At 43.2% G+C, this 26,505-nt stretch carries 31 protein-coding genes and 1 pseudogene; 22 read left to right on the plus strand and 10 right to left on the minus strand.

The window, feature by feature from the left end:
• Positions 1 to 23 precede the first annotated feature (23 nt).
• Entirely contained in the window at positions 24 to 1,007 is a 984-nt protein-coding gene (locus KE627_RS06305; RefSeq protein ID WP_013729060.1) for a TDT family transporter, read from the plus strand.
• 52 nt (positions 1,008 to 1,059) lie between these two features.
• Here the strand turns inward: KE627_RS06305 and KE627_RS06310 are convergent.
• Positions 1,060 to 1,586 (minus strand): annotated as a pseudogene (locus KE627_RS06310) (GNAT family N-acetyltransferase).
• Between the two features lie 39 nt (positions 1,587 to 1,625).
• On the minus strand, positions 1,626 to 1,805 hold the full coding sequence (locus KE627_RS06315; RefSeq protein WP_013729059.1) for a hypothetical protein: 180 nt from the start codon (positions 1,803 to 1,805) through the stop codon (positions 1,626 to 1,628).
• A 626-nt stretch (positions 1,806 to 2,431) separates the two neighbouring features.
• Between KE627_RS06315 and KE627_RS06320 the strand changes: the two genes are divergently transcribed.
• From KE627_RS06320 to KE627_RS06340, 5 genes are all read left to right on the plus strand, one after another.
• The gene (locus KE627_RS06320) at positions 2,432 to 3,448 is read left to right on the plus strand and encodes a ketopantoate reductase family protein (protein ID WP_013729058.1); all 1,017 of its coding nucleotides are present in this window, start codon (positions 2,432 to 2,434) and stop codon (positions 3,446 to 3,448) included.
• On the plus strand, positions 3,445 to 4,659 hold the full coding sequence (locus KE627_RS06325; protein ID WP_056938833.1) for an aminotransferase-like domain-containing protein: 1,215 nt from the start codon (positions 3,445 to 3,447) through the stop codon (positions 4,657 to 4,659). The genes KE627_RS06320 and KE627_RS06325 overlap by 4 nt, the downstream gene beginning before the upstream one ends.
• A 255-nt stretch (positions 4,660 to 4,914) precedes the next feature.
• Entirely contained in the window at positions 4,915 to 5,382 is a 468-nt protein-coding gene (locus tag KE627_RS06330) for an ASCH domain-containing protein (protein WP_013729056.1), read from the plus strand.
• 79 nt (positions 5,383 to 5,461) lie between these two features.
• Complete coding sequence (locus KE627_RS06335) at positions 5,462 to 6,859, plus strand: MFS transporter (RefSeq protein WP_013729055.1); 1,398 nt, start codon at positions 5,462 to 5,464, stop codon at positions 6,857 to 6,859.
• Between the two features lie 385 nt (positions 6,860 to 7,244).
• A complete protein-coding gene (locus KE627_RS06340; protein WP_056938832.1) occupies positions 7,245 to 8,384 on the plus strand; it encodes a hypothetical protein in 1,140 nt (379 codons plus the stop codon).
• 186 nt (positions 8,385 to 8,570) lie between these two features.
• On the opposite strand, the gene KE627_RS06345 is transcribed toward KE627_RS06340, so the two are convergent.
• From KE627_RS06345 to KE627_RS06355, 3 genes are all read right to left on the minus strand, one after another.
• Positions 8,571 to 8,780: a helix-turn-helix domain-containing protein gene (locus tag KE627_RS06345; protein ID WP_172874381.1), complete on the minus strand. Its 210-nt coding sequence runs from the start codon at positions 8,778 to 8,780 to the stop codon at positions 8,571 to 8,573.
• A 6-nt stretch (positions 8,781 to 8,786) separates the two neighbouring features.
• Entirely contained in the window at positions 8,787 to 9,329 is a 543-nt protein-coding gene (locus KE627_RS06350) for a hypothetical protein (protein ID WP_013729052.1), read from the minus strand.
• Between the two features lie 406 nt (positions 9,330 to 9,735).
• The gene (locus KE627_RS06355) at positions 9,736 to 10,632 is read right to left on the minus strand and encodes a 3-hydroxyacyl-CoA dehydrogenase (RefSeq protein ID WP_056938831.1); all 897 of its coding nucleotides are present in this window, start codon (positions 10,630 to 10,632) and stop codon (positions 9,736 to 9,738) included.
• A 208-nt stretch (positions 10,633 to 10,840) separates the two neighbouring features.
• Here KE627_RS06355 and KE627_RS06360 point away from each other — a divergent pair, with 208 nt between their 5' ends.
• Both KE627_RS06360 and KE627_RS06365 read left to right on the plus strand, forming a co-directional pair.
• A complete protein-coding gene (locus KE627_RS06360; protein ID WP_013729050.1) occupies positions 10,841 to 11,173 on the plus strand; it encodes a helix-turn-helix domain-containing protein in 333 nt (110 codons plus the stop codon).
• Positions 11,174 to 11,258: 85 nt separating this feature from the next.
• Complete coding sequence (locus KE627_RS06365; RefSeq protein WP_013729049.1) at positions 11,259 to 11,876, plus strand: hypothetical protein; 618 nt, start codon at positions 11,259 to 11,261, stop codon at positions 11,874 to 11,876.
• 212 nt (positions 11,877 to 12,088) lie between these two features.
• Here the strand turns inward: KE627_RS06365 and KE627_RS06370 are convergent, their stop codons facing one another.
• Positions 12,089 to 12,283 carry a helix-turn-helix domain-containing protein gene (locus KE627_RS06370; protein WP_013729048.1) on the minus strand — a complete coding sequence of 65 codons (195 nt, stop codon included), beginning with the start codon at positions 12,281 to 12,283 and terminating at the stop codon, positions 12,089 to 12,091.
• A 515-nt stretch (positions 12,284 to 12,798) separates the two neighbouring features.
• On the opposite strand from KE627_RS06370, the gene KE627_RS06375 reads away from it, so the two are divergent.
• Positions 12,799 to 13,227 carry a hypothetical protein gene (locus tag KE627_RS06375; protein WP_056938829.1) on the plus strand — a complete coding sequence of 143 codons (429 nt, stop codon included), beginning with the start codon at positions 12,799 to 12,801 and terminating at the stop codon, positions 13,225 to 13,227.
• Between the two features lie 404 nt (positions 13,228 to 13,631).
• Here KE627_RS06375 and KE627_RS06380 read toward each other — a convergent pair whose 3' ends face one another.
• Positions 13,632 to 14,621: an IS30 family transposase gene (locus tag KE627_RS06380; RefSeq protein WP_056939308.1), complete on the minus strand. Its 990-nt coding sequence runs from the start codon at positions 14,619 to 14,621 to the stop codon at positions 13,632 to 13,634.
• A gap of 238 nt (positions 14,622 to 14,859) precedes the next feature.
• Here KE627_RS06380 and KE627_RS06385 point away from each other — a divergent pair, with 238 nt between their 5' ends.
• The 10 genes from KE627_RS06385 (at position 14,860) to KE627_RS06430 (ending at position 20,363) form a co-directional block, all read left to right on the plus strand.
• A complete protein-coding gene (locus tag KE627_RS06385) occupies positions 14,860 to 15,348 on the plus strand; it encodes an ATP-binding cassette domain-containing protein (RefSeq protein WP_225424207.1) in 489 nt (162 codons plus the stop codon).
• Positions 15,349 to 15,482: 134 nt separating this feature from the next.
• Entirely contained in the window at positions 15,483 to 15,857 is a 375-nt protein-coding gene (locus tag KE627_RS06390; protein ID WP_013729045.1) for a GntR family transcriptional regulator, read from the plus strand.
• The gene (locus KE627_RS06395) at positions 15,854 to 16,567 is read left to right on the plus strand and encodes an ABC transporter ATP-binding protein (protein ID WP_013729044.1); all 714 of its coding nucleotides are present in this window, start codon (positions 15,854 to 15,856) and stop codon (positions 16,565 to 16,567) included. Before KE627_RS06390 ends, KE627_RS06395 begins: the two co-directional genes overlap by 4 nt.
• Entirely contained in the window at positions 16,560 to 17,351 is a 792-nt protein-coding gene (locus tag KE627_RS06400; protein WP_013729043.1) for a hypothetical protein, read from the plus strand. Before KE627_RS06395 ends, KE627_RS06400 begins: the two co-directional genes overlap by 8 nt.
• A 135-nt stretch (positions 17,352 to 17,486) precedes the next feature.
• Positions 17,487 to 18,143: a CPBP family intramembrane glutamic endopeptidase gene (locus KE627_RS06405; RefSeq protein WP_041805784.1), complete on the plus strand. Its 657-nt coding sequence runs from the start codon at positions 17,487 to 17,489 to the stop codon at positions 18,141 to 18,143.
• 88 nt (positions 18,144 to 18,231) lie between these two features.
• Complete coding sequence (locus tag KE627_RS06410; RefSeq protein ID WP_013729041.1) at positions 18,232 to 18,837, plus strand: helix-turn-helix domain-containing protein; 606 nt, start codon at positions 18,232 to 18,234, stop codon at positions 18,835 to 18,837.
• 116 nt (positions 18,838 to 18,953) lie between these two features.
• Entirely contained in the window at positions 18,954 to 19,223 is a 270-nt protein-coding gene (gene rpsN / locus KE627_RS06415; protein WP_013729040.1) for a 30S ribosomal protein S14, read from the plus strand.
• A gap of 27 nt (positions 19,224 to 19,250) precedes the next feature.
• A complete protein-coding gene (locus KE627_RS06420) occupies positions 19,251 to 19,367 on the plus strand; it encodes a putative metal homeostasis protein (protein WP_133286506.1) in 117 nt (38 codons plus the stop codon).
• Between the two features lie 163 nt (positions 19,368 to 19,530).
• On the plus strand, positions 19,531 to 19,722 hold the full coding sequence (locus tag KE627_RS12305) for a hypothetical protein (RefSeq protein WP_225423907.1): 192 nt from the start codon (positions 19,531 to 19,533) through the stop codon (positions 19,720 to 19,722).
• A 110-nt stretch (positions 19,723 to 19,832) separates the two neighbouring features.
• Positions 19,833 to 20,363: a hypothetical protein gene (locus KE627_RS06430; protein ID WP_056939157.1), complete on the plus strand. Its 531-nt coding sequence runs from the start codon at positions 19,833 to 19,835 to the stop codon at positions 20,361 to 20,363.
• Here the strand turns inward: KE627_RS06430 and KE627_RS06435 are convergent, their stop codons facing one another.
• A complete protein-coding gene (locus tag KE627_RS06435; protein ID WP_056939158.1) occupies positions 20,364 to 20,657 on the minus strand; it encodes a hypothetical protein in 294 nt (97 codons plus the stop codon).
• Positions 20,658 to 20,775: 118 nt separating this feature from the next.
• Here KE627_RS06435 and KE627_RS06440 point away from each other — a divergent pair, with 118 nt between their 5' ends.
• Positions 20,776 to 21,084, plus strand: coding sequence for a rhodanese-like domain-containing protein (locus tag KE627_RS06440; RefSeq protein ID WP_013729036.1), 309 nt, complete (start codon positions 20,776 to 20,778; stop codon positions 21,082 to 21,084).
• Positions 21,085 to 21,319: 235 nt separating this feature from the next.
• On the opposite strand, the gene KE627_RS06445 is transcribed toward KE627_RS06440, so the two are convergent.
• Together KE627_RS06445 and KE627_RS06450 are read right to left on the minus strand one after the other, a co-directional pair.
• Positions 21,320 to 22,702, minus strand: coding sequence for a class II fumarate hydratase (locus KE627_RS06445; RefSeq protein ID WP_056939159.1), 1,383 nt, complete (start codon positions 22,700 to 22,702; stop codon positions 21,320 to 21,322).
• Between the two features lie 11 nt (positions 22,703 to 22,713).
• Positions 22,714 to 24,333 carry a malolactic enzyme gene (locus tag KE627_RS06450; protein ID WP_056939160.1) on the minus strand — a complete coding sequence of 540 codons (1,620 nt, stop codon included), beginning with the start codon at positions 24,331 to 24,333 and terminating at the stop codon, positions 22,714 to 22,716.
• A gap of 127 nt (positions 24,334 to 24,460) precedes the next feature.
• Here KE627_RS06450 and KE627_RS06455 point away from each other — a divergent pair, with 127 nt between their 5' ends.
• Together KE627_RS06455 and KE627_RS06460 are read left to right on the plus strand one after the other, a co-directional pair.
• Positions 24,461 to 25,342 carry a LysR family transcriptional regulator gene (locus tag KE627_RS06455; protein WP_146971959.1) on the plus strand — a complete coding sequence of 294 codons (882 nt, stop codon included), beginning with the start codon at positions 24,461 to 24,463 and terminating at the stop codon, positions 25,340 to 25,342.
• A gap of 107 nt (positions 25,343 to 25,449) precedes the next feature.
• The gene (locus KE627_RS06460; RefSeq protein WP_013729033.1) at positions 25,450 to 26,448 is read left to right on the plus strand and encodes a D-2-hydroxyacid dehydrogenase; all 999 of its coding nucleotides are present in this window, start codon (positions 25,450 to 25,452) and stop codon (positions 26,446 to 26,448) included.
• Positions 26,449 to 26,505 lie beyond the last annotated feature (57 nt).

Here is a 26,505-nt window from a genome sequence, read left to right on the forward strand (position 1 = left end):
CATCTAAGAGAGGAGACGACCGTATGAAGTTATTTTTGAAGAAGTTACCTTTACCAATTTGTGGATTAATTCTTGGGATTGCCTCGTTAGGAAACCTGTTTAAGGCAATTGGCTTACCAGTGATTGGCAATGTCTGGGGGATTCTTGCCCTGGTTCTGATTTTACTGGTGATCGCAAAGATTGGCGTTCATTTTAAATTAAGTCTGAACGACTTGAACGACCCGATTATTGCATCCGTTGCCCCAACCTTCACGATGTCTTTGATGATTATCAGTACATTCCTGAAATCATGGGGGCTTCCAGTATTACCCACAGCCGTTTGGACGTTCGCAGTGATTTTGCAATTTGTCATTATGGGTTATTTTATCTACCGCCATTTGCTACGTCCGACAGTTGAACTCGATCATGTTTATCCAAGTTGGTTCGTAACTTTTGTGGGAATCGGAGTGATTCCGGTTACCGCAAATAATTTCATTCCGGCACTTGGGACACCGGTATTGTGGCTGTCTCTTGGGCTCTACGCAATTCTATTGCCAATTGTCTGCATTCGCTTGCTTCGACGGGAGTTTATGTTTGAAGCAACCTTGCCGCTATTGACGATTATGGCTGCTCCGGCATCATTGTGCCTGACCGGTTATCTGTCGATGAATACCAACCCATCGTGGGGATTCGCCTTAGCAATGGTGATCCTGGCTCAAGGGTTGTATTGGGGAACCCTGACGAAGATCTTTAAATACGTTCGGTTAGCCTTTTACCCCAGTTTCGGGGCCTTTACATTCCCCTTGGTGATTTCTGCCACTGCATTGAATCTGTTTAATAACAGTTTCCACTTGGGAAACGGTCTCAACTCAATCATTGGCACGATCGCAAACCTGGAAATCACCCTGGCAACCTTTATGGTCGTCTTTGTGGTGATCAAGTATGGCCAATTCCTGGTGAAGCTTGCCACCCAAGCAGTTACGGAAAACAAAATAGCTGCGTCTGAAAATGAAACCACCGTTAAATAATTGAATCGATACAAAAACGGAAACCATGTTTGCAATTGGTTTCCGCTTTTATTTACATGTTAAAAGCTTTCGAGTACTGAACCATTCCATGAACACCATCCAAGCCGCCGTCAACCAATGGCTTAGCCATGAAGACATCGTCTGGAACCGGTGTGGGAGACTTGATACCATAATCGCTGGCCTTCTGATAACCAAAGCGAGGATAGTAATCCGGCCAGCCGGTCACAACGGTGAATTGATAGCCAAGGTTGATTGCCCGATTATCGAGTTCGCCATAATCAAACTGCCAACACCGGATTTTTGCGATCCGGGTTCAACAGCCAAAGGTGCTAATACCAACCCTGTGGATGCTTTGGCACCATCGACAACCTTGACTTCACTCAGCAAGCCATAGCCAACCAAGTGAATCCCATTTTCGGCCACGACTTCCAATCGTTTTTGGTAAATGGGCTCTTTCCGAATCTTATCAACCAATTCGGCTTCATTCCGATAGCCATTGGCGGTGTTGGCAAATGCTGTTCGAATTAAGTTACTGACGTTTGAATAGTCACTTTGACGAATTGTTCTAATCATCAGCATGCAGCAGCCCTCCGTTTCAACTTATGTATTAAAATAATCTCATTTTTTGTTATCCGTATGAGAAATGTATGTTGCTGCAGCATAACAGACAATCAAGATAACCAATCCAACACTCACCAATGGCACAGCGACAGTTCGATTACCCATGATTAAGAAAATCACGGCAGCGATACACATCACCATCGAAATTAACCCGGCAAAACCAATTAATGCCCGCATTCAATTCACCTCCAATCAATCTAACTGATACATCGAGTATACCGAAATCGACCACCAATTACAAAAGTTCTCAAAAATTTTTAAGCCGCTCAACCCCTTGATAAAATGGCATTTTCATGAGACTGCTCTCATAAAAGTGTAAAAAAGTTGTTGACAGTTTCTCCGTTCATGAGCTATAGTTCATGCAACATCTAAATACGACTAATTGATTTGGTCCGATGGATTAGATTTACAGCCTTACCAAGAGAGTGCCTGGTTGGTGTGAGGGCATTAAGACTATGAATTGAAAGATCGAGCAAAATAAGTTCACTTTTCGAGGTGGAATGGTAGCACCCATTAACGTGCCGGCGTATCGGATTTTTCCCGTACGCTTCGAGGAGTTGTTTGTGAAGACAACTCAAATTAAGGTGGTACCACGTTGAACTTAACGTCCTTTGGTTTTGATAACCAAGGGGCGTTTTTTTAGTCGGATTTGTTTGTAGTGAGCGGAGTCAGGCGGTTAGAAACCGGAGCATAAGTCTCCTTGGACAAGAATTCCTGGTTTTGGAATTTTTGGGCAAGGTGCTTATGCGTAGGTTTCTGCCTGACGCAGCTGTCCTAAATAAAAAATAAAAGGAGTGGTCATTATGAAGTACGGTATTATTGGCGCAGGAGCAATGGGAGTTAGGTATGGCGTAATGTTACAAGAGAATGCCGGGGTCGACGTTGATTTCATCGACACTTGGGAGCCAAACGTTGAGAAGATCCGCGAACAAGGCGGTGTCACTGTCGCTCGTGACCACGAAAACCGACGCATTGTTCCAATCAACATCTACTATCCAGAAGAATATAAAGGTCACCCGGATGTTTGGATTGTTTTCAAGAAGCAGATGCAGTTAGCTGAAGAATTAGAGCGCGATAATAAGGCCGGTATCTTTCATGATGATCAATATGTCTTTTCTGCAATGAATGGAATGGGCCACTTTGAAAAGATTGCCAAGTATTTCCCTAAAGATAACATTATCTGTGGGACTGCGATGATTGCCACTCGAATGGATGGCCCAGCTGATATTGATTTCATGGGGGCTGAAGGTGACGAGGTCATGCACATGGCTCGTTACAACAACGAAAAGCCGGACACCAAGACTCAAGCGATCTTCGACGACTTCACCAATGCCAAATTAGGACCGGTCTTCGCCGACGAATGGATGGGCATGTGCATGTCCAAAGTTGTTTTCAACGCTGTGACGAACACATTATGTACAATGTTTGAAATGCAAATGGGCCAGTTCATCGAGTATCCGGGTGTTCGAAAGATGTCGCAGCAATTATTCGATGAAGCCTATGACGCTTGTGAGCGGGCCGGAATTTATCTTATCGCCACTCGTCAGGAACAGGTTGATTCAGTCATTAGTGTCAGCAAGGAATACAAATATCATTATCCATCAATGTATCAAGATTTCTCAAAGGGCCGACCAACTGAAGTTGATTACATTAACGGCTACATTGCCAAAATTGGTCGTGAACACGACTACGTTTGCCGAACCCACGAGTTTGTGGTTCAAGAAGTTCACATGGCAGAAATGATGCGGAAATACCACAAACCGCAAACGAACGTGGCAGATCAAAATGATGACACACAAAAGGCAGGTGTTCGCGTATGAGTTTCCGATTTTCAGAACGAGTTCCCAAAAACGATAGCGATCCGGTCGGCGATATATTAAAAGTCGCCGGCAGCCCAGATGTGATTTCCTTTGCTGGCGGGTTACCCGCCCCTGAATTATTTCCCATTGAGGCCTTAAAGAAAGTGACCAATGAGGTGTTCGATGAGAGTGGTCGGGAAGCATTACAGTATTCTTCTGCTATTGGTTATCCTGCCTTACGTGAGCAAATTGCCCAACGCATGAACAGGCAGGGCATCAAAGCCACTGCGGATAATATAATGATTACAACCGGTTCGCAACAGTCGATCGACATCACCGCTAAAATGTTTGTCAATCCTGGTGATACAGTGATCGTCGAGAAGCCGACCTACCTTTGTGCCTTAGATGTTTTCCGCAGTTATGGTGCCCATATTGTCGGTGTGGAAATGGATGAAGACGGCATGCGGATGGATCAACTGGAAAAGGCCGTTGCTGCTAATCCCAACACCAAATTTATTTACACGATCCCGAATTTCCAAAATCCAACTGGTCGAACCATGTCGGCTGAACGTCGTGAACAAATGATTGAGATTGCCAACAAGTACGACATCATGATCATGGAAGATGATCCTTATGGGGCCATCCGGTTTGCCGGCGACGACATTGAACCGGTCAAGTTTTATGATAATGAAGAGCGGGTAATTTACTTAAGTACCTTCTCGAAAATCTTAGCTCCTGGATTAAGATTAGGCTGGATCGTGATGAACAAAGACTTAATGCCTAAATATAGTGTGATGAAACAATCCGCAGATGTTCATTCGGATAATTTAACCCAACACATTGTTGCTAAATTTATGGCTGAATATAACATTGACGAGCATGTCAATAAGATTCGCAAAGTTTATCGCAAACGTGAAAATGTGATGATGGCAGCCATCGAGAAGTATTTCCCAGCCGGCGTCAACTATAGTCACCCACAAGGCGGCCTGTTCATTTGGGTCGAAGTGCCGGGAGATGTTGATACCATTAAATTATTCAACACCTGCATTAAGCACAACGTCGCCTTTGTACCAGGTGAACCATTTTATCCTGACAAGGTCACTCCTGGAACCTTCAGATTAAACTATTCCAACATGTCTGAAGAACAGATTCAAACCGGGATTGAGCGCTTAGGCAGTGCGATTAAAGAAACAATTGACCAAAATCAAACCACTCGTGTGGCTCAGCACTAACTTAGAAGCAATTAAGGAGGTTGATACCAGCATTTGGATTAAATAATCCGACCAACTCAGAGATTTGGATGACATAGTGAGAAGTAGAAATGCTTCCAGGGGAAACCTGACACATAGTATAGAAGAAATCGAAAATAATGATGAAATGAAATGGAAGTTCCTGCAGGCGTGCGGGAACTTTTTTGTACATAAGCTTCATTTAAGCTCGCCACAGTAAACTATGTCCATCAATCATAAATGAACGGAGGAATGCATATGGATATTTTGAAAATGGATGCAACCGATTACTGGGAAGACTTTATGCGTCGCAGCCGCACCCAGAAAACTAATTTTGAAACTTGGTCGTTTACCAACCGGCCCAATTCAACTGATATGTTGGTTGAAATGGTAGTTCGTGGACAGAAGACCGCTGCCAGCTCCTGGTTTGATTTTTATGATGCCGACCAGGTGGTGCCAAAGGTCGGCGACTATCGGATGTTACTCAAGCGGAATGGCGATCCGGCCTGCATTGTTCAGCTAAAAGTTGTCGAGGTTGTCCCATTCAAATGGGTATCTCAAGAACACGCCTATTTGGAAGGCGAAGGGAATCGTTCGCTGAAATATTGGCGGCAACTCCACAAACAGCTTTTCCGGAAGCAAGCCAAGATTCGTGGCAAGTCGTTTTCACTGGAAAGCCCCGTTGTCTGCGAAGTATTTGAGGTCATTGATACCCCACAAATTTAATTGTCGATGCTCCCCGATAAATGGTAGTATATTAGTTGCGAGTTAATTCGACTATACGACTTTTTGAGGGGGCAACACCGTGGATTCCACTGTTAATGAACAAAATGAGAACGCCCAAAAGCATCCATTCCTGGTGATTACCGTCGTGGCATTCATGACCTTTATGGGAGTGCTGACTGAAACATCGATGAACGTTACCTTCCCAACTTTGATGGACCAGTTCAACATTTCCCTGCCCACCGTTCAATGGGTCACCACGGGGTATCTGCTGATGGTGGCGCTATTGACGATTACCTCAGCCTTTTTGAAACGGCGGTTCACCAACAAACAGCTCTTTGTGTCAGCAGCACTGCTGTTCATTGCCGGGGATGTGATGTGCGGTTTGGCGCCAAATTATTGGACGCTACTGGTGGGGCGCTTGGTCCAGGCGGGATGTGTTGGCCTGACGGGACCACTAATGAATAACATTATTTTAGACGTCGTTCCCGCCCACAAATTGGGAACCTATATGGGGATGGCCAACTTGATCGTCTTGGTTGCACCAGCGTTGGGGCCAATGTTCGGCGGGGCGGTCGTGTCATTTGCCAGCTGGCGGATGATTTTTTGGATCACCGTGCCGATTACCCTGGTTCTGTTGCTGTTGGGGATCTTCATTATCAAGCAGTATACGCCGACCGAACACTATGAGTTTGACTGGCTGCGGTTCGGTGTGCTGGCGTTAGCAATGATTACCCTGCTCATGGGCTTTAATATTGTGGGCCAGCGTGGGTTTTTAGTTAAATTCATCTGCTACATGGTGGTCAGTGCCGCTTCATTTTGCTTGTTCGGCTGGCTGTCAAAATCCAGTCACAAAGCATTATTCAAACTGTCCGTCTTCAAACGACCGGTATTTCTGTTTAGTTTTCTACCCTATGTTTTTCTGCAGTATTCAAACATCGGCCTGAACTTCATGCTGCCAAGTTATGTGCAGATTGTGAACAGCGCCAGTGCCTTTATCGCTGGGCTGATTTTGCTGCCCGGGAGTGTCCTAAATGGATTGGGACAGCCGATTTATGGATGGATGTTGGACCGATTTGGCGGCAAACTACCTCTTTATCTGGGGAATTCGCTGTTTCTCGTTCCAATTGTGATTATGATGGTAATGGGTCAACAAATGTCCGTTTTGGTGATTACCATTCTGTACACGGTTTACGCAACGGGCCGTTCGATGGCGTTTGGCAATAGCATGGCCTATGGCTTGAAACATTTGCCAAAAGATGAACAGAAGGATGCCAATGCCATATACGGCACCGGAAATATGTTGGCGGGATCGCTTGGAACAACGGTCATTGCGACTATGATGACCTCGGTACACATCTACACCCTGTCTTATGTGCAAAACATCGTCGTCGGCAGCCGGTTGGCATTTGGGATGTTGGCTTTGCTTGGGCTGGTTAACTTTTTCCTGTTTAGGAAGTTGTTTAAGAGCGGCAAGTAGGGATGTAACAACCTGTAATTTTTGATATCCTTAAATCATGAAACTCAAGACTAAAAATCTAATAATCACCATTGCTTTGCTTATCTTGGCCGGCCTCACTGCATATTTTGGTCACTATCGGTCTGCAATGGGAAACGTGATCTCTATTCCTGTCCTAGTAATTCTTGTTACTTGGAGAGACAAAACATAAATCCGCGCAAGTAGTTACCTTACGTAAATCTAAGGTAACTTTTTTATTTTGTCTTGCGTCATATCTGAATATTCAGTGACGGTAATTTTGACAAAGAAAGCCCAATGTCTGATAATTATGGCTGAGAAACAGTTGAACGGATCAAACTCTGTCACAGAATAAGATGTGATAAACCAACAAGTTGAGGGGTCGAAGATGAAGAAAGTATTGATGTTAATAACTTTAAGTTTTGCATTTTTGATTGGTGGTGTTGGTTCCCAAACGGTTGATGCCGTGAAGCAACCACAATCTGCCTTTAAGAATATCAAATACATTAATGACTTCAATTACAATAAGTTCAGCAATGTCGCTGTTCACGCCAAGAATATTAAGAAGAATGCATACATTTGGAACGATACGCACACTAAGAAGCTTTATAATTTGAAGAATTATCCAACTTACACTTGGTTTAAGACGGCGACGGGCAGTTACAAAGGGAACAATAACTGGATTCAAGTTACCAATTATTCCACTATGAATTCAAAACGGGGATGGATTTGGAAGGGCTATTTAAAAGCGGGATTTAATCCAACAGGCTATCAAATTCTTCAGAAGCGGTATGGCCAACCTCAATATGCAGGAGGCCAGTATCATGTTGCAAGCGGACAAAAGAACGTTTACCTTTGGAATTGGTCACACACAAAGGTACGAGCAAATCTAAAGCATTATACGAATCAAACATTTTCTCGAAGGCATTCTATTCTAGTTAGCCATAATGGTAACCAGCAATGGTATTATTACACAGATGTGGATACCAAGAATGGTACAATTTCCGGGTACGTGAAGGCTAGTCAAATGGCTAAAGGGCGTTCAAAAAATTATCATGGGAATGTGATTGTGTATCCTTCTGAATTTGATAACACAAGCGATTACTTAAGCTATATTAAGGATAATAATCACCAAAAATTAGTTTGGGCTATCATTAAGTTATTCCCCAACACGCCTGTTGACTATCAGCTTTCATATTATGCAGCAGTCAATTATGGTATTATGCGTGACCCAGGGTGGGATGGTGACGATTTTGATCCTGATCCTGTCAAAGGATATTCCGACATTGTTTCCTTCAAGCCGGTTATTAACTACTTAATGAGTCATCGGAATGAATCTAATGCTCAAAAACTGGCTGGTGTCAAAAAGTTGCTTGCTAAAGCCGGGTATACACAGGAAAAACGTGATGAGTTGTCCGGATATCGACTGGGAATTTATATGCTTAATAATGTAAAAGACTCCGCATCAACTAAAAGTACTTCCAGAATTAATTGGTATGGCTTGATTATTGGAAAACCAAACGAATAGCGAGCAATGCGCATCCATAATAGTGATTAAATATATCCAAGTAAATATTTCGCTATGTTTACACGAATGAATAAGACCAGTTCCTTACACCTACAGTGGTAGATGTAGAAACTGGTCTTTATATTTGTGGAGCTGATGACTTGACGATTATCTCGCTCTGACATTTCCTAATGTCTGCTCAGTATTCTACTCCGGAACATATTCCAAAATGTCTCCTGGCTGGCAGTCCAAAACTTTACAAATTCTTGCCAGAGTCTCAAAGCGAATCCCCTTGGCTTTCCCCGTTTTAAGAATCGATAGGTTGGCTGGGGTAATATTAATTTCTGCTGCCAACATCTTTGAAGTGATTTGTTTATCCAACAACACTCTGTCTAGATTTACTTTGATCAAAGACACCACCGCCTAAACAATTTTGTCCGAGTCTTCTTGAAGATCGATACCATATTTGAACATTACATAGATCACGTAGAGGGCAAACCAAATGAGTAGCGAGGTACCGTCGCCTCCTTGGTCGGATGAAATCGACGATGAGTTAATATTATAGGTGTCGGCTAAGACTCCGCTACAGTAGTTGGTTAAAATGATACCCCCATACCCCCAAAGAATACCTTGGATGTATTTTAAATTAATTGGCTTGAAATAGATGTTTCGACGGACATTTGCAATCAGCTTGAAGACTGAAAATGAGACAAGGGTAATTAATCCCAATATAATGAGCAATAATGCAAATGATAAGCAGATCACCCAAATGTTCGTCGATCCGCCAATTCCACTAATGATATCGTGAAAAATCCCGGTACGAGCAGATGGAATTAGTAGATAAACGATTCCAGCAATCACAAAGACAAGTGCCAAAGTTCCCATTGCAATTAATAATGAAGCCACACTTAGCAGACTGATGACGTATAAAAAGTTGATGAACGTATTTGGTTGTTTCTTAATCATGGTAACCACTCCCTTTTGATATTATTGTAACGCGGAAATTAATTATTGCAAGACAATAATTAATTATCGTTTTGTATAAAAATTCTGGTATTTCTGATGTAAGTGGTTGGGAAAAATTCTGTGAACAATACCTCGTTTGGGGAAAGGGATGCTTTCTTGACCCAGAATATCTTTTTAGTATAACCTAAAGATGTGACTTTAAATTATCTCAACATGGGAGTATTCTTATGAACTTTTCGATTGTTGCCGGAGTAATCAGTCTTGCGATCACGGCTGGTATCCTTTGGATCATTTACAAAATAATCAGGGCAATCTTTAACCACAGAATTTAATTGCCAATGAACAAAAACGCTTCAAGAGAACTAAAATTCTCCTGAAGCGTTTTTGTTCATTGGCACGTTGCTTCTTAAATCTTCAAAAAGTCTGGATCTTTATATGCTGGATTTGGATAGTGGTAGAAGCCTTCGCCGGATTCCATTCCCAGCTTGCCGGCATCCAGTAATTCCTTGAGTTTGTCAGCGAGAACTTGAGCATTTGGATCTTCGCCACTCTTGGCTTGGGTCGCAGTGATGTTGTAAGCGGTCCGGATGCCAACGACATCCAGAATGGCAAATGGACCCATTGGTGCACCGGTGGCTGCCATCCAGGTCTTATCAATCATTTCTGGATCGGCAACCCCCTTTACCCAAAGTTCTTCACCAGCGCTCAACAGTGGAATTAACAGTGAGTTCAGAATATAGCCGGGTTGTTCTTTCTTTAACTCGATTGGAATCATGCCAATGTTTCGAGCAAATTCGACAATTTCATCGTAGATTTTTGGATCTGTTTTTGGCGATCCCATTATTTCAGCGGTGTTGTTCAGCCAAACTTGGTTGGCAAAGTGCATGTTTAAGAACTGGCTCGGCCGGCCGGTATCTTCCATCAGTGCACTTGGAACCAACGTTGATGAATTACTGGTAAAGATGGCCTCTTTGGGTGCCATCTCACCAATCTTGTTGTAGAACGGTTTCTTGATGTCTAGTCGCTCTGGAATGGCTTCGATGACCAGGTCAGCATTTTTAACTGCGTCTGCCAAATCCCAAGTATAGCTGATTCGTGATAAACCAGCTTCGAAATCGGCATCGGTGGCCGCAATGTCATGCCGATAACTGTGTCGCAACCCCTTGATTCGCTCCTTGGCGGCATTAATGGCATCCTCGTTAATATCATAAACTGTGACGTTGAATCCTTTAAAAGCTGTTTGGAAAGCAATTTGGCTTCCTAAAACCCCACTACCTGCAACCGTTACGTTTTTGATTGTCATGATAAAATCCCCCTTAATAAATGAAAGCGGTTACGTGATTCACCTTAATTATAAGTGGTCGGCTATGGAAAGCAATCAAAAGCATTGTTAAAAATTATTATCGTCCGCAACGACTGGTTGCACGCCATCGCCCTTAAGATGAGCGTGCATCACCCGACTAATAATGGCATAATAATAACAATCAAATTTGTGAAGAGAAGTGGTTAACATGGTGTTGGGACAACGCATTAAAGAAGAACGTGAAAAGTTGGGCTGGACCCAGGATCGATTGGCCGAAGAGCTGCATGTCAGCCGCCAAGCGATTTCTAAATGGGAAGTTGGTTCAGCGTATCCGGATATTGAACGGTTGATTCAGTTAAGTGATTTATTTGGGGTTAGTTTGGACAGCTTGATTAAGGGCGACGAGCGGCTGCAGAAAAAGATTGTCATCGGAAGTAATCATGATCAAATGAACTTTTGGGGATTTATGAATTATAATAGTTCAGTCATCCTCCCCGTCGCCGTCCTGATCTTCGTTGCGGTAATTGTCATTTTTGGATAATCGTTACAGTCCGAATAAGAGCCCTTTGCTTGCTTTCCCCGCCGATTTAGCTTATATTGACCGCGAAATCAAAGGGGGAATTCATATGTTTAATTGGGAGACATTCGAACCAGATGAGTACAGTCGAGATAAAGAACCGAGCTTTGTTGATCTAACCACACGAAGTTATGTAACTGCCGAAGGGCATGCGACCCAGCACACGGACGACCCTGACTTCATACGGCTGGCCAATGCGGCTGCAGAAGTTGCCAAGACAATCAGCGGTGGCCCTGAGAAGGGGATTCCGGTCGAGGGCTTCAAAGAATACCGCCCATACCCGGTTCAAGCGGTTTGGACTGATACCGGAGACGGTGAAGACTTTAAGATTTGGATTAAGCAGCCGTTATTCATTAACGAAAAGGATTTCGACGCTGCCTTAACTCAGATTGATTTCTCAGATTTTGATTTGGGAGAAATCAAGTTTGAGCATTTGGCTGAAGGCATTGAAATTCAGACCATTAATACCGGTGCTGTAACCTCGGATAGTGAAGCACTGAAGACCTTGGACAATACGATCCAAAAGCAGGGCTTCACTCGTCTGCACGGAAATGAGCATCGGGAAATCTACATTGACGGCCTGCCGGTGGATTCCAGCAAGCTTGTTTTGGTTCGCTTGGCAATCGATGCCAATGGCAAAGAGTTGCCGGGGTTGGTCCATAATTAACAATGCCGTAAACAGGTTACTCTACTCATAGCGAATCATCAATTGACGACTTGTTCACTGACACCTATACGGCGAACTTTGTAATAATTGTTTATGTACTGGTCAGAAAAATCAATTAGAAAAGAGGCTCCACACCTGACATATCTAATGTGTGGAACCTCTTTAGTGAAATTTGAGAGCTTTATTTAAATGATTGGCTGCATTTTTCCTTTTTAGAATAGCAATTCGTTAATATCGCAATCAAAAATTTGTGTTAATCTTACCAAATTTTCGATGTCAGGGTATGTGAGGTTGTGTTCCCATTGGGAGATTGCTTGACGACTAACCCCTAATCTGCATGCAATAATTTCTTGTGAAAGCTCATTGTATTGGCGAAACTCTTTTAAATTATTTCCAAGATTTATCATTTTACCTCCATTTGTCAAATAGTATCATAAATACATTCGACAGTATACGTGTGAATAATGTGTGAATGTCGTTTAAAAGCTTTGTGAATATTATCAAAAGTATTGGATGAACTTTTTGTAAGCTCAGTTAATATCAAGCAATACTTGCGCAAGCAATCCTTTCTTGCGATGTGTGTACTTTTCCGAAATAATGGGTTTTGAAATATAAATAAATCTACTCATATTTTGGAGGTTTTTAGTATTAAACAAGAAAGAAAAGTATTCGTATAGGTGTAACCATGATGTCAGCGGTGTTGTTATCTTCCATGGCGGTTCAAGACATATCAACCGTCAATGCAGATAGTTCTGCCCGATCCTTGGTGGCTAGTGACAGCACCACAAAATTTTCGGATACAGATCAGGCTTCGGATCAAAATGTTACGGTAGCCAATTCTAATGAGCAGTGGAAAGAATTTTCTAAGGAATGTAAGTTATTATCTCAGTAAAACTTGCCCGAGGATCAATTGAGCGCAAAAATGCAAGATTTATTAAATAAATATGATGGTGCTGAAGCAGATATTCAGTTCAACGATGCAGGGGCTACTAATGAAGTAGGGCTGCGTTCGATTACAAAGCCTGCGAGTGTTCATGAAAAGATAGTCAAGGGTGGAGTCAATGATTTTGCAGGATCAACCAGTGCATTAGCAAAATTACGTACGTATTATGGTTTAATTCAAGATGAGTTGGTGACCGGAGGAGCCGTCGTGGGCGTAATTTCGGCGGGATTATTTGGCGCAATCTTTGGTGCAGGGGCAGGAGGTATTCTGTCAGTAAGATCAGGATCAGCACAATCGGATGTGAAAACAATGATTAATAATGGAAAATCAAAAGGTGGGTGTCGGATCACACTTACGGATGAATTTCCAATTGCTTCTCTGACTTCAACCAGTCAAAGTAAACTGTAATTTACTCATAAAAACTATTAATCAAAAACTGAGTTAAGGAGACAACTAATGCTAATTGGAATTGCTATAGTTTTTTTGATAATAGGGGTAACATCCGTATTCATAAAATTATTGGGGAAAAGGCGAACAAAGCCAACAATTATGCAAATAATTCTTCTGTTGGGATTGGTTATATTAATATTAGCAGCAATCTATATTACATTTGTTGTTCTCGACATTCATTACTAGTACATTTTAAGAATTCTACTTTTTACTTAAGTGTTTAGTAAGGGTAGTTCGAGTCAGGAATTAGGTTGAGTCGATTTTGAGCGACAACTAATCTTAGATCGCCATATTTTGATGGCTTTTGGATGACCGTTGCAGGTACTGATGCAGCGGTTTTCTTTTTATTAAGACTTGAATTGTCAAATTAAGTGCAACACTACATTAAAGAATATTTCATAAGGCGTTTTCCATCCGAGACATTTACGGGGACGATTATTCATTTGTTCTGCATATGCTTGTATCCGGCGGTCAGTAATTGAATCAAGGTCAGTTCCTTTTGGCAAATATTCGCGAAGCAAGCCGTTAGTATTTTCGTTAGTTCCTCGTTGCCAAGGAGAGTGAGGATCGGGAAAGTAGAAGGGCGTACCAAACTTATCAGTTAAACATTGAACTTTGGCAAACTCTTTACCCCTATCCGGGGTAATCGTTAACGATCTACCAGGCCATAGCTTCATTAAGTCGCTCAAAGTATCCGTGACTGCTTCTGAAGTTCTTTTAGCAGCCTTACCAATAAGCAGGTAACGAGATTTTCGATCAACCAATGTAACGACACAAGCCTTTCCGCTTTTGCCTAACACGGTATCACCTTCCCAGTGACCAATTTCTACACGGTTGTCAGCTTCTCGCGGACGATCATGAATCTTGTTGGGGATTGGAATCTTGCCTCGCTTTTCTTGATAAGCTTTATTGTGGCGAGACTTGCCGTGATGCCTTAGATGGCGCACGGCACTAGAGCTGCCAGATTTAAACAAATTATCAAATAAGCCATTGAAAATCCCACGGTAAATAGTCGTGGTACTGATCTGCACCGGATACTTTTCGACTGCCAAGCGATTCGATATTTCCTCCGGAGACCAAAGGTCTTCGCAGAAGTGTTCTCTCACCACTTCAACCACCTGAGGATTACTCAAAAGAGAGACTCTGCCACAGTTGCCTTTGCGCTGTTTGTACTTCTCCTGAGCCTTCGAAGGTGAATAGGATTTACCAGTAGAATTACGGCTTAATTCTCGAGAAATGGTTGAGTAACTTTTCTTGATATGGCTGGCAATCTCACGAAGTGAGTTTCCATGATTCCTCATTAAAAAGATAGTTTCCCGTTCATCTATGGTAATATGCTTGTAGTGATCCATGGCTAAATTCCTTTCATGATTGTTTTCGCAAACATCATTTTACAGAAATTTGGCCATGGGCCATTCTTTATTTAATTAGTGTTGCACTTAAAGTGTAAATTCAAGGATATAAAAAATGGTAATTGTGAAATTCTTTAAGTTATCTCGAAGATTCATCATTTTATCACCATGCATCGAATGATACCATAATTGTATTCACTGTTCCGAGAAGACTATGTTGATTTGAGTGGTTACTGGGGTGCTAATTCCAACATCAGGACAAGTAATTGTGGATGAAGGAGTTCCTCATGAAACACTGGATTTCTCTGAGAGGATGGGTCTCATCATTGAGAACACCACTTTTCCCAAAGACCTTTCAGGACTCCAGAACTTGGTAACATTGTCCAAAATTAACCAAGTTGCAACGATTGAGGATATCAAATCTGCATTTGAAAGGGTTGGTTTAACTGAAGATGACTGGAATATGAAAGTTGCTAACTACTCTCTGGCAATGAGGCAGAAGTTAAGCATTGCTCAAGCGATCTTCGAACGGCCTAAGCTACTTTTGTTAGATGAACCAACGAATGGCTTGGACGAAGAAAGCACTTGGCTTCTGAGAAAGACACTCAAAGAAATTGCCGATGCTGGGAGTACCGTGATTCTTGCTAGCCATGATAAAGAAGATATTGCATATCTAAGTGACGAAGTGATTCACATGGATGGTGGCAAGATTGTTAATAAAAATTGATTTATCAAGACCGTTGCGCGTAGCTGTGTAGCGGTTTTTTTGCATAGATGATTAATAATAATGGTTTTCCTTGTCCTTTTGCCAAAATGGCGTTATAGTGTAATAGTAAAATATAACACTAGGGAGGTGGGACAATGAAATTCGATGACAAGATCCCAATTTACTACCAGATTAAGAATTATATCTATCGCCAAATTATCGTGGGTGAGTTGGCCCCTGGTGACAAGCTGCCGGCTGTCCGGCAGTTGGCCGTTGACCTTACCGTCAATGTCAATACCGTCCAACGAGCATTAGGCGAGCTGATTTCAGAGAAAATTATTGAACCTCAGCGTGGCAAGGGTAACTTTGTGACGGAGGATCGGGAAACGATTGAAAAACTCAAAAAGCTCCTCATTACAGAACAACTCCAGGATTTATATGAAAACCTCCGCAAACTTAATGTGAGCGATGAGGAAATTGTCGATTATTTGCAGGATTATATCAATAAGAGAAAGCAGGTGCAATCATGACAAACACGATTGAAATCAAGAATTTGAATTACCGGAGAAATTATCGAAGTATTTTGGAAGATGTTAATTTAAACATTGAGATGGGCAAGATCGTTGGCCTCCTCGGTGAAAACGGTGCTGGTAAGACGACATTGATGCGGCTGATTGCCGGGGTTGCCAAAGGCGCTTCCGGCAGCATTACCGTGGCCGGCACGGATGGCGTTCCAGACAAGAAATCAGCCATTAGCTTCAGTGAACAGTTGAATGGATTTAATCCCAGCATGCGAATTGATAAGATTATCCGTTTCTATGAGGACGTCTACCCGGATTTCTCAACCAAAAAGTATAACGAAATGGCTGGTTTCCTCCAGATTGATGAAGGTTTACGGTTATCAGCACTCTCTAAAGGGATGAAAGAGAAACTGATTATCGGATTGACGTTGTCACGTGATACCAAGGTCTATCTGTTAGATGAACCATTTGGCGGGATTGATAGTATGTCACGGAAGAAAATCATTCAGAGTATCATCAAATGGAAGAGTGATGACGCCGTGATTCTGGTTTCCGATCATTACGTTTCCGAAATTGCCAGTATCTTGGATGAAGTCGTGATCATCAAAGACCGAACAGTTTACGCACAGAAGAGTGCCGAAGAGATTCGTTCAAAGTACGCTGAAGGAATCGAACACTATTACGAAAGTATTTATGAAGGGAATGATATCGATGACTAGTTTCTATGACTTACTTAAATCGCTCACTCGGCCCAAGTTGCGGATCATGAACCGGATTGTCTTAATTGATGTGATTGCCATTGTATTAACGCTGATTTATCAAGTTTATCGCGGAGATCTGGAGACCGATACGCCACTTGCCATCACACTTTCGTACTCGGTATTTGTCGCCATCGTTGCCTTTGTGTTGATGTCTCGGAACAGTGAGCACATTTTCGTGAGCGACGCCTACCGGTTAATTCCGGCAAGTGACACCAAGCTATACTCTGTTAACCTGCTATCTTCGTTCATCGGGATGGTGTACGCCGGCATTACCCAGGTAGTTCTGTGGGTGATCGCTGCGATTCCGTTTTGGGGCGATTTTGGTGCTCAATTTAAGAAGATGTTTCACTACACCTATATGCATTCGGATAGGCCAAACTTTGTAAAGAATATGATTCTTTTGACAATTGGTACGATTTTACTGGCAATTGCCATGACCCTTCTTTTGTGGGCGTCGATCACATTGATCCACTTAACTGGGAACGCTCTAACCGCGTTTCTGCCAGATTCTAGACAAAAGTTCTTCAGATTTATTTTGTACATTGTCGTCATCGTGGCATTCCTGTATATATTCTCGATCATTGAAAATCGGGTAGATGGCGTGATGAATCACTTCTTTAGTTCTGATACGAACAGTGATATGAGTCTCTATTACGCAACCATTTACTTGCTTGGGTTCACGGCGTTGGAATCTGTTGGAAGTGTCTACCTGTTAAAGCACTGGGTTGAAACTGATAGTTAATCATGACCATTGAGAAGGTCGGCACACAATTCTTGTGAATTGTGTACCGGCCTTTTTGGTTTGTCGCTCACTTCTGGTTGTTCTCGGATAGTGATATAATCAAACCCTAAATATGACGAAACGGAAGGCAACATTTTGAGAAGAACCTGGTCGATGACGACCTTTTACCTGAGTTATGTGTTTCTGATTGTACTCTGGTTTTTCGGTCGCGAACTTATCAATTTCATTGAGCATCACTACACGACAGGGATGGCGAGCGATCTGGTTAGTTTGGGGATCAAAGCCGTGATCATGGTTGGTCTGGGACTGTTCTGGATCAGTCGGACGAACGCCCAATTATGGATTGACAAACGCAAACTTTATAACGGAAACTTTCCGACCGTATTTTGGGTCGTGTTGGCAATGTTCATTGCCTATCTGTTTTTCTTGATGTTTGGTGCCCACCATGGCTTTTACATTCAACCCAATCCGTTCAAAAGCGGCGAGTTCTTGAGTGTGACTTTGGGCGCCGGCTTGATTGAAGAGTTCTTGTTTCGCGGGTTCCTCATGAACTTCTTGATGAAGCGATACGGGATTGTCACCGCCAATATTATCCAAGCAATCTTATTTCAGATCAGTCATTTTCCACTTTACTATCTGGAAGGTCTGACGTTGGGCGCTTGGCTCATTAACATCGCCAACGTGTTACCACTTGGCCTGATCTTTGGCTGGATGTTTTATCGCACCAAGAATCTTTGGCCCAGCACGATTCTACATTGTGTGTGGGATTCCGGCGTCACTCTGTTCATCTAAATACCTGTATAATAGTATGCTTAGATTATTTGCTAGGTTTCTGATGGGTTTGCGTTATACACTATTCTCATAAGAAAGGAGGATGATAATGCGATTTGGTGCACGATTGAAAACTGAACGGATTGAATTGGGTTTGACGCAAAAGCAGGTTGCTGACACAATGAATGTTTCCCGACAAACCATTTCCAGTTGGGAGACTGAAAACAGTTATCCTGACATTGATAGTTTAATTCAGTTAAGCGATCTATTCCATATATCATTGGACGTCCTCTTGAAGGAGGATGTTGGGATGAAGGAGTACTTAAAGAAAAAAGAAGCCTTGGAATGGATTCGGCCCATTAAGCAGGTTACAATCACCATCGATATTTTATTTATTATCAGTATGATATTTATTCGGCACGGCGGAGCGGCGGGCGTGTTCCTACTTTTAGTAGCGCTGCTGAACATGCTCGTCATGGTGCGGGTCAAACGGTTTGAGGATGAGTTAAATGCTCGACCAGCCATTTTACGATGGCCGAATTTGAGGAAGGTTGTTTATTCCTCCGCAATATTTTTGACGATTGTCGTTGTGTTTGGTTGGGTCTTTCATTTACACCTTGGTGACAATGCATCTGCGGTGGCAATTGGCTTATGGCTTGGGATTATCATCGTTGAGCTAACGTATCGGTTTCACCGACGTTCCCATGCTTCTTAATGATTATTCTTGACAGGTCCGACGTTTCTTGGCATAATAGTAACCGTTACTATTGAGTGTACACAAAATAACCTAAAACCCACAATATCAAAAATACACTTATTTGGAGGACTCATATGGCAAAGAAGTCTAAGATTGCAAAGAATAAACGTCAAGAAGCTTTGATTGAAAAGTACGCCAACATCCGACGTGAATTGAAAAAGGAAGGCAACTATGAGGCCTTGGCCAAGCTGCCAAAGGACTCTAACCCTAACCGATTGCGGAACCGTGACGAATTGGACGGTCGTCCTCGCGGTTATATGCGTAAGTTTGGCATGTCACGTCTCAACTTCCGCAAGTATGCCCACTTGGGTCAGATCCCTGGTGTTCACAAGGCCAGCTGGTAAGATAACAGCGGCAAAGGAGTGATCGATATGGAAAAACAAGATCTCGCGAGTGCTTATCGTCGTTTGAAGAGCCCAAGTATCAAGATCCGTAAGCGGGCTGTGAAGATTATTCATGAAGCTAAAGCGAATAAAGCGCATCGTTAAAAGAGTCCCCACTGTCGCAATTGGCAGTGGGGTTTTATTGTATCAAAGTTATATATTAGATTATATTTATAATACCATATGCAAGTTGCTTGACTTACCACCGCAAACTTTGTACACTTACAACAACTTCGACACATTAGGGAGAGCGGAATGGGGCGGTTTCATGAGTGCAAAACGAATTGTGTTTGCAATTATTTTTGTTATTTTGAATGTAGTAGCGGCTTACTTTCTAGTTGATCCATTCATGTCAATTGTGTATCGACGGTTCCAGGAAGCCGATTTTTTCCAAATTATTCTGGTGTTGACGATCACCTTGGCACTGGATATTGGGACATTTCAAGAGGTTGTGAGGTAGCATTAACTGTCATCGGGATTGTCGATGGCAGTTTTATTTTGTTTCGGTTCATGATAACCTAGTAGCTAATATTTTAAGGGGGAAATCTGATTAAAGGAAGTTGTTGATCTATGGGAAAAATTCGGATCAATCAAACAGTGGTTAAGGCGCTTTTAATATATGGCGGTTTTATCTGGTTGATTGCCTTACTCATTGTATTGCCGCATTTTAGTGATCTTCTCCCAGCAACCGAAAACCTTGGTGTTTCTCACGTGTCTATCATAGATACGACCTATTTTGCTTGGCGGGTGCCATTAACCTTTTTATTTTTTTCATTGATCCACACGAAGTGGTCAATCCTGTTTCCAACCGCTTGGTATTATGCCATGTTTGCAATTTGGGCATTGGTGGTCATCTTTTTGTTTATCAAGGGTCAATTTTGGAGTGGCAGTTTTTTCCTACTTCATACCTTGGCGTTTGGTGCGAGCATCTACTTCTTTTCCCTGGTGGCATTACGGACGGTTCATAATAATATGTATATCAAAAGTGACCACTATCTGGGGAGATGGCTTGGTGCGGTTAAAATGTCAGTTCAGGAATACTGGATTGAGTTAATCAGCGCTTATTTGGGATTTCTGTTCTTGAATATTTTTTCTGGATAACTATTTAAAATAGTCTCGTTTTGAAACCAGTCTGTTCAACCAAATGAAAAAACCAACAAGTAGAAACACTGGCAGCCAACCCAATACCAGCACTAGTAGGAACGATCCTAAAAATCCGAGTAAGCCATTTTCAAAAAATGCCTTGAGCAGATCAAAAAAGTTGCTTTCATGATGTAGCCACAAGTCGAATGGTGTTGAAATGACGCCGATGACGATGGCAAAGAGCAGCCATGCATTTGCGGCGTGGATTGCTTTTCGAATAATGAATCCTTCACTTTCTGTTGGGTTTACCATACAAAATTTTAAGACTTTTCACAACCTGGAATTTTTATTGAATCAGAAACCGGGTTTCACTTTTGGCAGAGTTCTTTTATACTCGATATATCAATCATTTTTAAAGGAGCGTTATTCATTGTTATTTTCAAAAATAAAGTCAATTACCCCATCTGAACTGAAGCAGTTACTGCCAAATAAGCCGGTAATTCTTGATGTTCGTGAGGTTGATGAGTATCAAGCCGGTCACATTCCAGCTGCAAAGAATGTGCCATTATCTGGATTGCCTGGCAACATCGCCCAAGTATCTGCCCCACAGCCTTGGTATTTGATTTGTCGATCTGGGCGACGAAGTCTAAGAGCGGCCCGGATTTTGCGCAAGGCTGGTTATCAAGTGATTAATGTTAGCGGCGGGATGCTGTCTTGGCAGGGGCCGGTGACTCGGTAGATAGTTTGCGATTCTTAGAATTGGATTTAAAAATGTGGCAAGATCCTTACATTTAAAGGCTCTGGGGTAACGCTGAATGATTTGACCCCAAAAACATTTTTTAATATTATCTAGCCGAATAGTGGAAAAATGAGCAGCTTCCGGCCGTAAAAGGGGACTATCTAAACATCCAACCTCTGGATGTTTAGATAGTCCCCTTTTACTCTGGAAGCTTAACGCTCATTTTTCCGCACTGTTATTTTCGATCATTATTCGTCATATCAATCGGCTTCATCCATTTATCAAAGTCATCAGCGGTCACATAGCCAAGTGCCAAAGCGGCAACTTTCAGCTTTGTCCCGTCCTCATGCGCCTTTTGAGCAATCTCTGCTGCCTTGTGGTAACCAATGTGCGGTGACAATGCCGTGACGGTCATGAGTGAGTTGTCGACTAACTGCTTCATTCGATCTTGGTTGACGGTGATGCCAGCGACCATTTTATCGGTAAAGTTCGTCATAATCCCGGTTAGTAACTCGACTGACTCTAAGAAACTAAATATGATCACTGGTTTATAAACGTTCATCTCAAAGTTACCCTGACTGGCGGCAATTTCAATTGTCGTATCATTGCCCATTACCCGCGTCGCCGCCATGGCCATGGCTTCTGCTTGAGTCGGGTTGACTTTACCTGGCATGATGGATGAACCGGGTTCGTTGGCCGGGATGCTCAACTCACCGTAGCCGGCCCGTGGCCCACTGGCAAGAAAACGGATATCATTGGCTATTTTCAGTAGATCAGCTGCCAGTGTTCGCACGGCTCCGTGGGTTGCCGTGATGCCTGAATGGTTGGCCAGACCGTAGAACTGATTTTGGGTTTTGAATGGCAACCCATATGCAGTACTGAGTTCGGCCACCATTGCGGAAGCAAAGCCCGGCGTGGTGTTTAAGCCGGTTCCAACGGCGGTACCGCCAATCGGGACCTCTAGCAAGGTCTGACTGGTTTCGTCAAGGAAGTGAAGGTCGTGGGTCAATGCACTGACCCAGCCACTAATTTCTTGGCCAAACGTGATCGGGGTCGCATCTTGAAGATGGGTTCGACCAATCTTCACAACGTCCCAATACTGTTCTTGCTTTTTGGTTAAAACTGCAATCAAATGTTCAACCTGTGGTTTTAGTTTGAGAACGGCCAAGGTAGCAGCAATGTTCATCGCGGTCGGGAAAGTATCATTTGAACTCTGGGAGTGATTAACATCGTCGTTAGGCAAAATCGTCAGTTTTGAGTCCAGTTGACCGCAGAGGTTTGCGATGACCTCATTGACATTCATATTGGTTTGCGTTCCCGACCCGGTTTGGTAAACGTGAAGTGGAAAGTCAGCCATGAGTTGGCTATCGTTGAGCGATAACAACTGGCGACTGGCCTTTTCAATCAACCGGGCTTTTTCGGGCGTTAGTGTCTGTTGCGCTTGGTTAACTGTGGCTGCAGCAAGCTTAATGTTGATGAGTGCCCGGATCACCGCAACCGGCATCAAAGGGCCGGTTGGAAAGTTGTGTCGGCTCCGTTCAGTTTGTGGCCCCCATAGTGCCTTCTTTGGTACTTTGACTTTTCCAAGGGTATCTTCTTCAATCCGATATTCAGTCATATGTCCTCCCGTTAATATTCTGGTTGCCACTGAGCTTGATGAATGGCATCGCGAACTGATTCAATTGGTTTCTGGTTAAGTTTCTGATCAACCGCGCTCTGTGCGACCGCAGTTGCGACTGTATCTGAGAACTGGTTGAGCTTGCTGACAGGTGGTAAAACGGCAGCCCCTGGCTGTGTCGGATCGACAATACCGCCAAGTGAGTGGGCAGCAGCGGAGATCATTGCATCGTTAAGCACTGATGCGGCGCTGGCAATTGCTCCAAGTCCCAGTCCGGGATAGATGAGCGCATTGTTGGCCTGGCCAATCTGGTAGGTAACGCCTTTGTATTCTACGTTATCAGATGGAATTCCGGTCGCAATCAATCCCTTGCCGTCAGTCCATTTAATTAAATCAGCTGCGCTGGCTTCCATCAGCTTGGTTGGATTGGAAATCGGGAAGATAATCGGCCGTTCCGTATGGGCGGCCATTTCGGTCACAACGGATTTTGTGAAGGTTCCCGGTTGAGTTGAAGTTCCAACCATAACCGTCGGGTGCACGGCTTTGACAACGGAAAGCAAATCAGTCAGGCTGTCCGGGTTCGCAAACTCACTTCGCGAACGGGCGAACGGTTTTTGTTCCGGCGTCAAATCAGGGGTATCAGTGAATAACAATCCCTGTTTATCAACCATATAGAAATGCTGTTTCGCTTCTTCCGGTGATAAGCCGGCTGCTAACATCTCATTATAAACCCGCATGGTAATCCCTGCACCGGCTGTTCCGGCACCAAAGCACAAATAAGTCTGGTCAGTTAACTTTTGTTTGGAAATATTGAGGGCACCAATGAGGCCGGCAAGAACAATAATTCCAGTCCCCTGAATATCATCGTTAAAGACGAGTTGGTCATCTTTATAACGATTCAAAATATTGGCTGCATTGGAACGACCAAAGTCTTCAAAATGCAGGTAAACGTCTGGAAACTGGTTTTCGACTGCAGATACGAATCGATCAATGAACTGATCGTATCGTTGACCACGCACCCGATGCTGTTTAAGGCCCAGGTATATCGGGTTCTTCAGCAACGACTCATTATTGGTGCCGGCATCGATAACGACCGGCAGAACTTGACTGGGGTCGATTCCCGCGGCCGCCGTGTAGACCATCAGTTTGCCGACGGTAATATCAACACCTTGGGTGCCCCAGTCGCCGATACCCAGGATACCTTCGCCGTCAGTCACACAAAGCAGCCGAATGTCGCGACCATTTGCAGCATTCTTGAGGCTTTCTTCGATTGAGTCTGGATCGTCAATTGATAGAAATGCTGCATTTTGAGGTTGAACGAAGAGTTCACTGTAATGTTCAACCGTAGTCGCAATTGTCGGGTCGTAAACGATCGGCATGAATTCAGCGACGTGTTGTGAGAATGTCTTGAAGAATAGGACGCGGTTTTCATTGAAAATACTCATTAAGAACACCCGCTTCTCTAAAGCAGATGATTTTGATTGGTACTGCTGATACACTTGTTCGGCCTGCTGATCCAGTGTTTGAACCATTGGCGGCAACATCCCGACCAAACCTAACTGTTGACGTTCAGTTTCTGTAAAGGCGGTTCCCTTGTTTTTAAATGGATCATTCAAAATTGATTGTGTCATTTAAATGCCTCTTTCTTGATCATTTCCTTTAGAATAGTCTGTTCAACTTTATATAGTCAATATCTACATAGACCATTATGATTTATAATAGTTAACATAAATATCCTTTAGGAAAGGGGAAATAAACGTGAATATCAACGATTTAAAATATTACGTTTCTCTATCAACCGAAAAGAATTTTTCCAGGGTTGCTCAAGACTATTCGGTCAGCCAGCCGACTATCTCCGCCGCGATTAAGCGACTTGAAGCCGCATTTGGCAGCCGACTCTTAGTCAGGGGAAACCCACACCAGGCAATTACCCTGACGACTGCGGGGGAGCAACTGTTAGTTCATGCAAATGAAATTTTGTATCATTACCGACTCGCAGTCCGGGAGATTGAAAATAGTCACCGCCAGCAGTTGGTGATTGGAATGCCGCCGATTATTGAGACTAATTACTTTCCGATGGTCGCAAAGCAGCTGCCGGTATCAGATCTTAATCACATTCAAACTGTCGAAGAAGGGTCGCTGTCTGCGCTCCGGGATCTGAAAAGCGGTCAATTGGACGTTTCATTTTTGGGGTACGTGGATGATGTGACTGATTCTGAGCTGATCGTTGATGAATTTGATCAGCAGCACTTTTCGATTCTCGTTGCCAAGGACAGCCCCTTGGCCAAACTCACTGAAGTTTCTTTCAACCAGTTAAAGAACGAATCGTTCATTTTATTTAAAAATAATTTTGTCCACGATCGGGTCTTTCACACCCTTGCTCAACAAAATCACATTCGGCCGCAGGTGATTTTCAGATCCAGTGAGGCACAAAGCATCGTCAATATGGTTGCCGACGGCATTGGTGTCAGCCTGTTGACTCAAGCAGTTAAGGTTAATAATCCCAATGTGGTCGCTTTAAGATTGACCGATGAGGCCCAGCCAGTCTTCAAGATTGGCCTGGCCTATCGACAATCGACCGTTTTTGTAAACGACCAACAGCATATTTTGACGATGATCAGAGACGCCTTGGGATTGTGAGATGACGGCCAGCCATTGAAATGATTTTGACACCAACGGCTTTATGAGGTATATTATATCCAAATTCTAATCATTTTATAATATAACACAATGAGGACGATGGCGTGATGAAAAAGATTTTGGCATACAACATTTTAGGATACGAAAAAGAGTTTGTGCTCGAATGGGCGGCGGAGCATCCAGATGTTCAGGTTGATTTCAATGACGTGGAATTACACGACGATACTGTCGATCTTGCTAAAGGGTATGACGGCATTGATTACCGTCAGCGCAGCATGCTCAGCGAAACACCGGATTTATATCGCAAACTCCGTGATTTTGGCATCACCCAGCTTTCCTTGAGGTCGGCAGGGGTTGATTCTTGTAATCTAAAATGGGCCAAAGAATATGGGTTGACGATTTCCAATGTTCCCTCATATTCACCAGAAGCGGTCGCTGAAATGACGTTGACCCATGCCCTGAATTTGATCCGCCATATCCCACAATTTCAATCACGAATGGCCAAAAATGACTATATTGTTGAGGGCCTGCGCTCACGGGAACTATCGGAAATGACGATTGGCATCATTGGGGTTGGCCGCATCGGCAGCACGGTTGCCAAGATTTTTAAACGTTTTGGCGCCCGGGTATTGGGAAATGACATTCACGAAAACGACGCGTTTCGAGATCTGGTTACATATACCTCCAAGGAAGACATTTTTAAAAACGCCGATCTCATCACAATGCATACCTACATGAGTGATGAGAATTACCATATGATCGACAAAGCCCAATTTACGCAAATGAAACCATCCGCGTTTTTCATCAACTGTTCCCGCGGTCCCATCATCAATACAGACGCACTGATTGATGCTCTGCAAAATCATCAGATTGCCGGAGCCGGCATCGATGTCATTGAAAATGAGACGGAGATTTTTAATCAGTCGTTTGATGGGGACATTCCGCTTAAGGAATATACCAAGTTGAAGGCGATGGACAATGTTTTCTTAACGCCCCATGTGGCTTTTTACACCGACATTGCTGTCAAGAATATGGTCAAACAATCTCTTGATGACACGCTAAAACTAATTACTGGTCAGACGACGGGCCATACGATCCATGTGTAATGGAGAACCTCTAATGACAAATTAAAAAGGTGAATCGCAAACCAATTCAGTAACTGG

It is taken from the genome of Lentilactobacillus buchneri (assembly GCF_018314255.1).
GTDB classification, from domain to species: domain Bacteria; phylum Bacillota; class Bacilli; order Lactobacillales; family Lactobacillaceae; genus Lentilactobacillus; species Lentilactobacillus buchneri.

What these genes read in the sequence shown, in the direction of transcription:
- KE627_RS06410 (WP_013729041.1), top strand. Translation starts at nt 18,232, where the DNA reads ATGCGATTTGGTGCACGATTGAAAACTGAACGGATTGAATTGGGTTTG.
- KE627_RS06360 (WP_013729050.1), top strand. Translation starts at nt 10,841, where the DNA reads ATGGTGTTGGGACAACGCATTAAAGAAGAACGTGAAAAGTTGGGCTGG.
- KE627_RS06305 (WP_013729060.1), top strand. Translation starts at nt 24, where the DNA reads ATGAAGTTATTTTTGAAGAAGTTACCTTTACCAATTTGTGGATTAATT.
- KE627_RS06315 (WP_013729059.1), bottom strand. Translation starts at nt 1,805, where the DNA reads ATGCGGGCATTAATTGGTTTTGCCGGGTTAATTTCGATGGTGATGTGT.
- KE627_RS06350 (WP_013729052.1), bottom strand. Translation starts at nt 9,329, where the DNA reads ATGATTAAGAAACAACCAAATACGTTCATCAACTTTTTATACGTCATC.
- KE627_RS06365 (WP_013729049.1), top strand. Translation starts at nt 11,259, where the DNA reads ATGTTTAATTGGGAGACATTCGAACCAGATGAGTACAGTCGAGATAAA.
- KE627_RS06420 (WP_133286506.1), top strand. Translation starts at nt 19,251, where the DNA reads ATGGAAAAACAAGATCTCGCGAGTGCTTATCGTCGTTTGAAGAGCCCA.
- KE627_RS06370 (WP_013729048.1), bottom strand. Translation starts at nt 12,283, where the DNA reads ATGATAAATCTTGGAAATAATTTAAAAGAGTTTCGCCAATACAATGAG.
- KE627_RS06340 (WP_056938832.1), top strand. Translation starts at nt 7,245, where the DNA reads ATGAAGAAAGTATTGATGTTAATAACTTTAAGTTTTGCATTTTTGATT.
- KE627_RS06390 (WP_013729045.1), top strand. Translation starts at nt 15,483, where the DNA reads ATGAAATTCGATGACAAGATCCCAATTTACTACCAGATTAAGAATTAT.
- KE627_RS06320 (WP_013729058.1), top strand. Translation starts at nt 2,432, where the DNA reads ATGAAGTACGGTATTATTGGCGCAGGAGCAATGGGAGTTAGGTATGGC.
- KE627_RS06325 (WP_056938833.1), top strand. Translation starts at nt 3,445, where the DNA reads ATGAGTTTCCGATTTTCAGAACGAGTTCCCAAAAACGATAGCGATCCG.
- KE627_RS12305 (WP_225423907.1), top strand. Translation starts at nt 19,531, where the DNA reads ATGAGTGCAAAACGAATTGTGTTTGCAATTATTTTTGTTATTTTGAAT.
- KE627_RS06445 (WP_056939159.1), bottom strand. Translation starts at nt 22,702, where the DNA reads ATGACTGAATATCGGATTGAAGAAGATACCCTTGGAAAAGTCAAAGTA.
- KE627_RS06380 (WP_056939308.1), bottom strand. Translation starts at nt 14,621, where the DNA reads ATGGATCACTACAAGCATATTACCATAGATGAACGGGAAACTATCTTT.
- KE627_RS06375 (WP_056938829.1), top strand. Translation starts at nt 12,799, where the DNA reads ATGCAAGATTTATTAAATAAATATGATGGTGCTGAAGCAGATATTCAG.
- KE627_RS06355 (WP_056938831.1), bottom strand. Translation starts at nt 10,632, where the DNA reads ATGACAATCAAAAACGTAACGGTTGCAGGTAGTGGGGTTTTAGGAAGC.
- rpsN (WP_013729040.1), top strand. Translation starts at nt 18,954, where the DNA reads ATGGCAAAGAAGTCTAAGATTGCAAAGAATAAACGTCAAGAAGCTTTG.
- KE627_RS06330 (WP_013729056.1), top strand. Translation starts at nt 4,915, where the DNA reads ATGGATATTTTGAAAATGGATGCAACCGATTACTGGGAAGACTTTATG.
- KE627_RS06400 (WP_013729043.1), top strand. Translation starts at nt 16,560, where the DNA reads ATGACTAGTTTCTATGACTTACTTAAATCGCTCACTCGGCCCAAGTTG.
- KE627_RS06460 (WP_013729033.1), top strand. Translation starts at nt 25,450, where the DNA reads ATGAAAAAGATTTTGGCATACAACATTTTAGGATACGAAAAAGAGTTT.
- KE627_RS06450 (WP_056939160.1), bottom strand. Translation starts at nt 24,333, where the DNA reads ATGACACAATCAATTTTGAATGATCCATTTAAAAACAAGGGAACCGCC.
- KE627_RS06435 (WP_056939158.1), bottom strand. Translation starts at nt 20,657, where the DNA reads ATGGTAAACCCAACAGAAAGTGAAGGATTCATTATTCGAAAAGCAATC.
- KE627_RS06395 (WP_013729044.1), top strand. Translation starts at nt 15,854, where the DNA reads ATGACAAACACGATTGAAATCAAGAATTTGAATTACCGGAGAAATTAT.
- KE627_RS06430 (WP_056939157.1), top strand. Translation starts at nt 19,833, where the DNA reads ATGGGAAAAATTCGGATCAATCAAACAGTGGTTAAGGCGCTTTTAATA.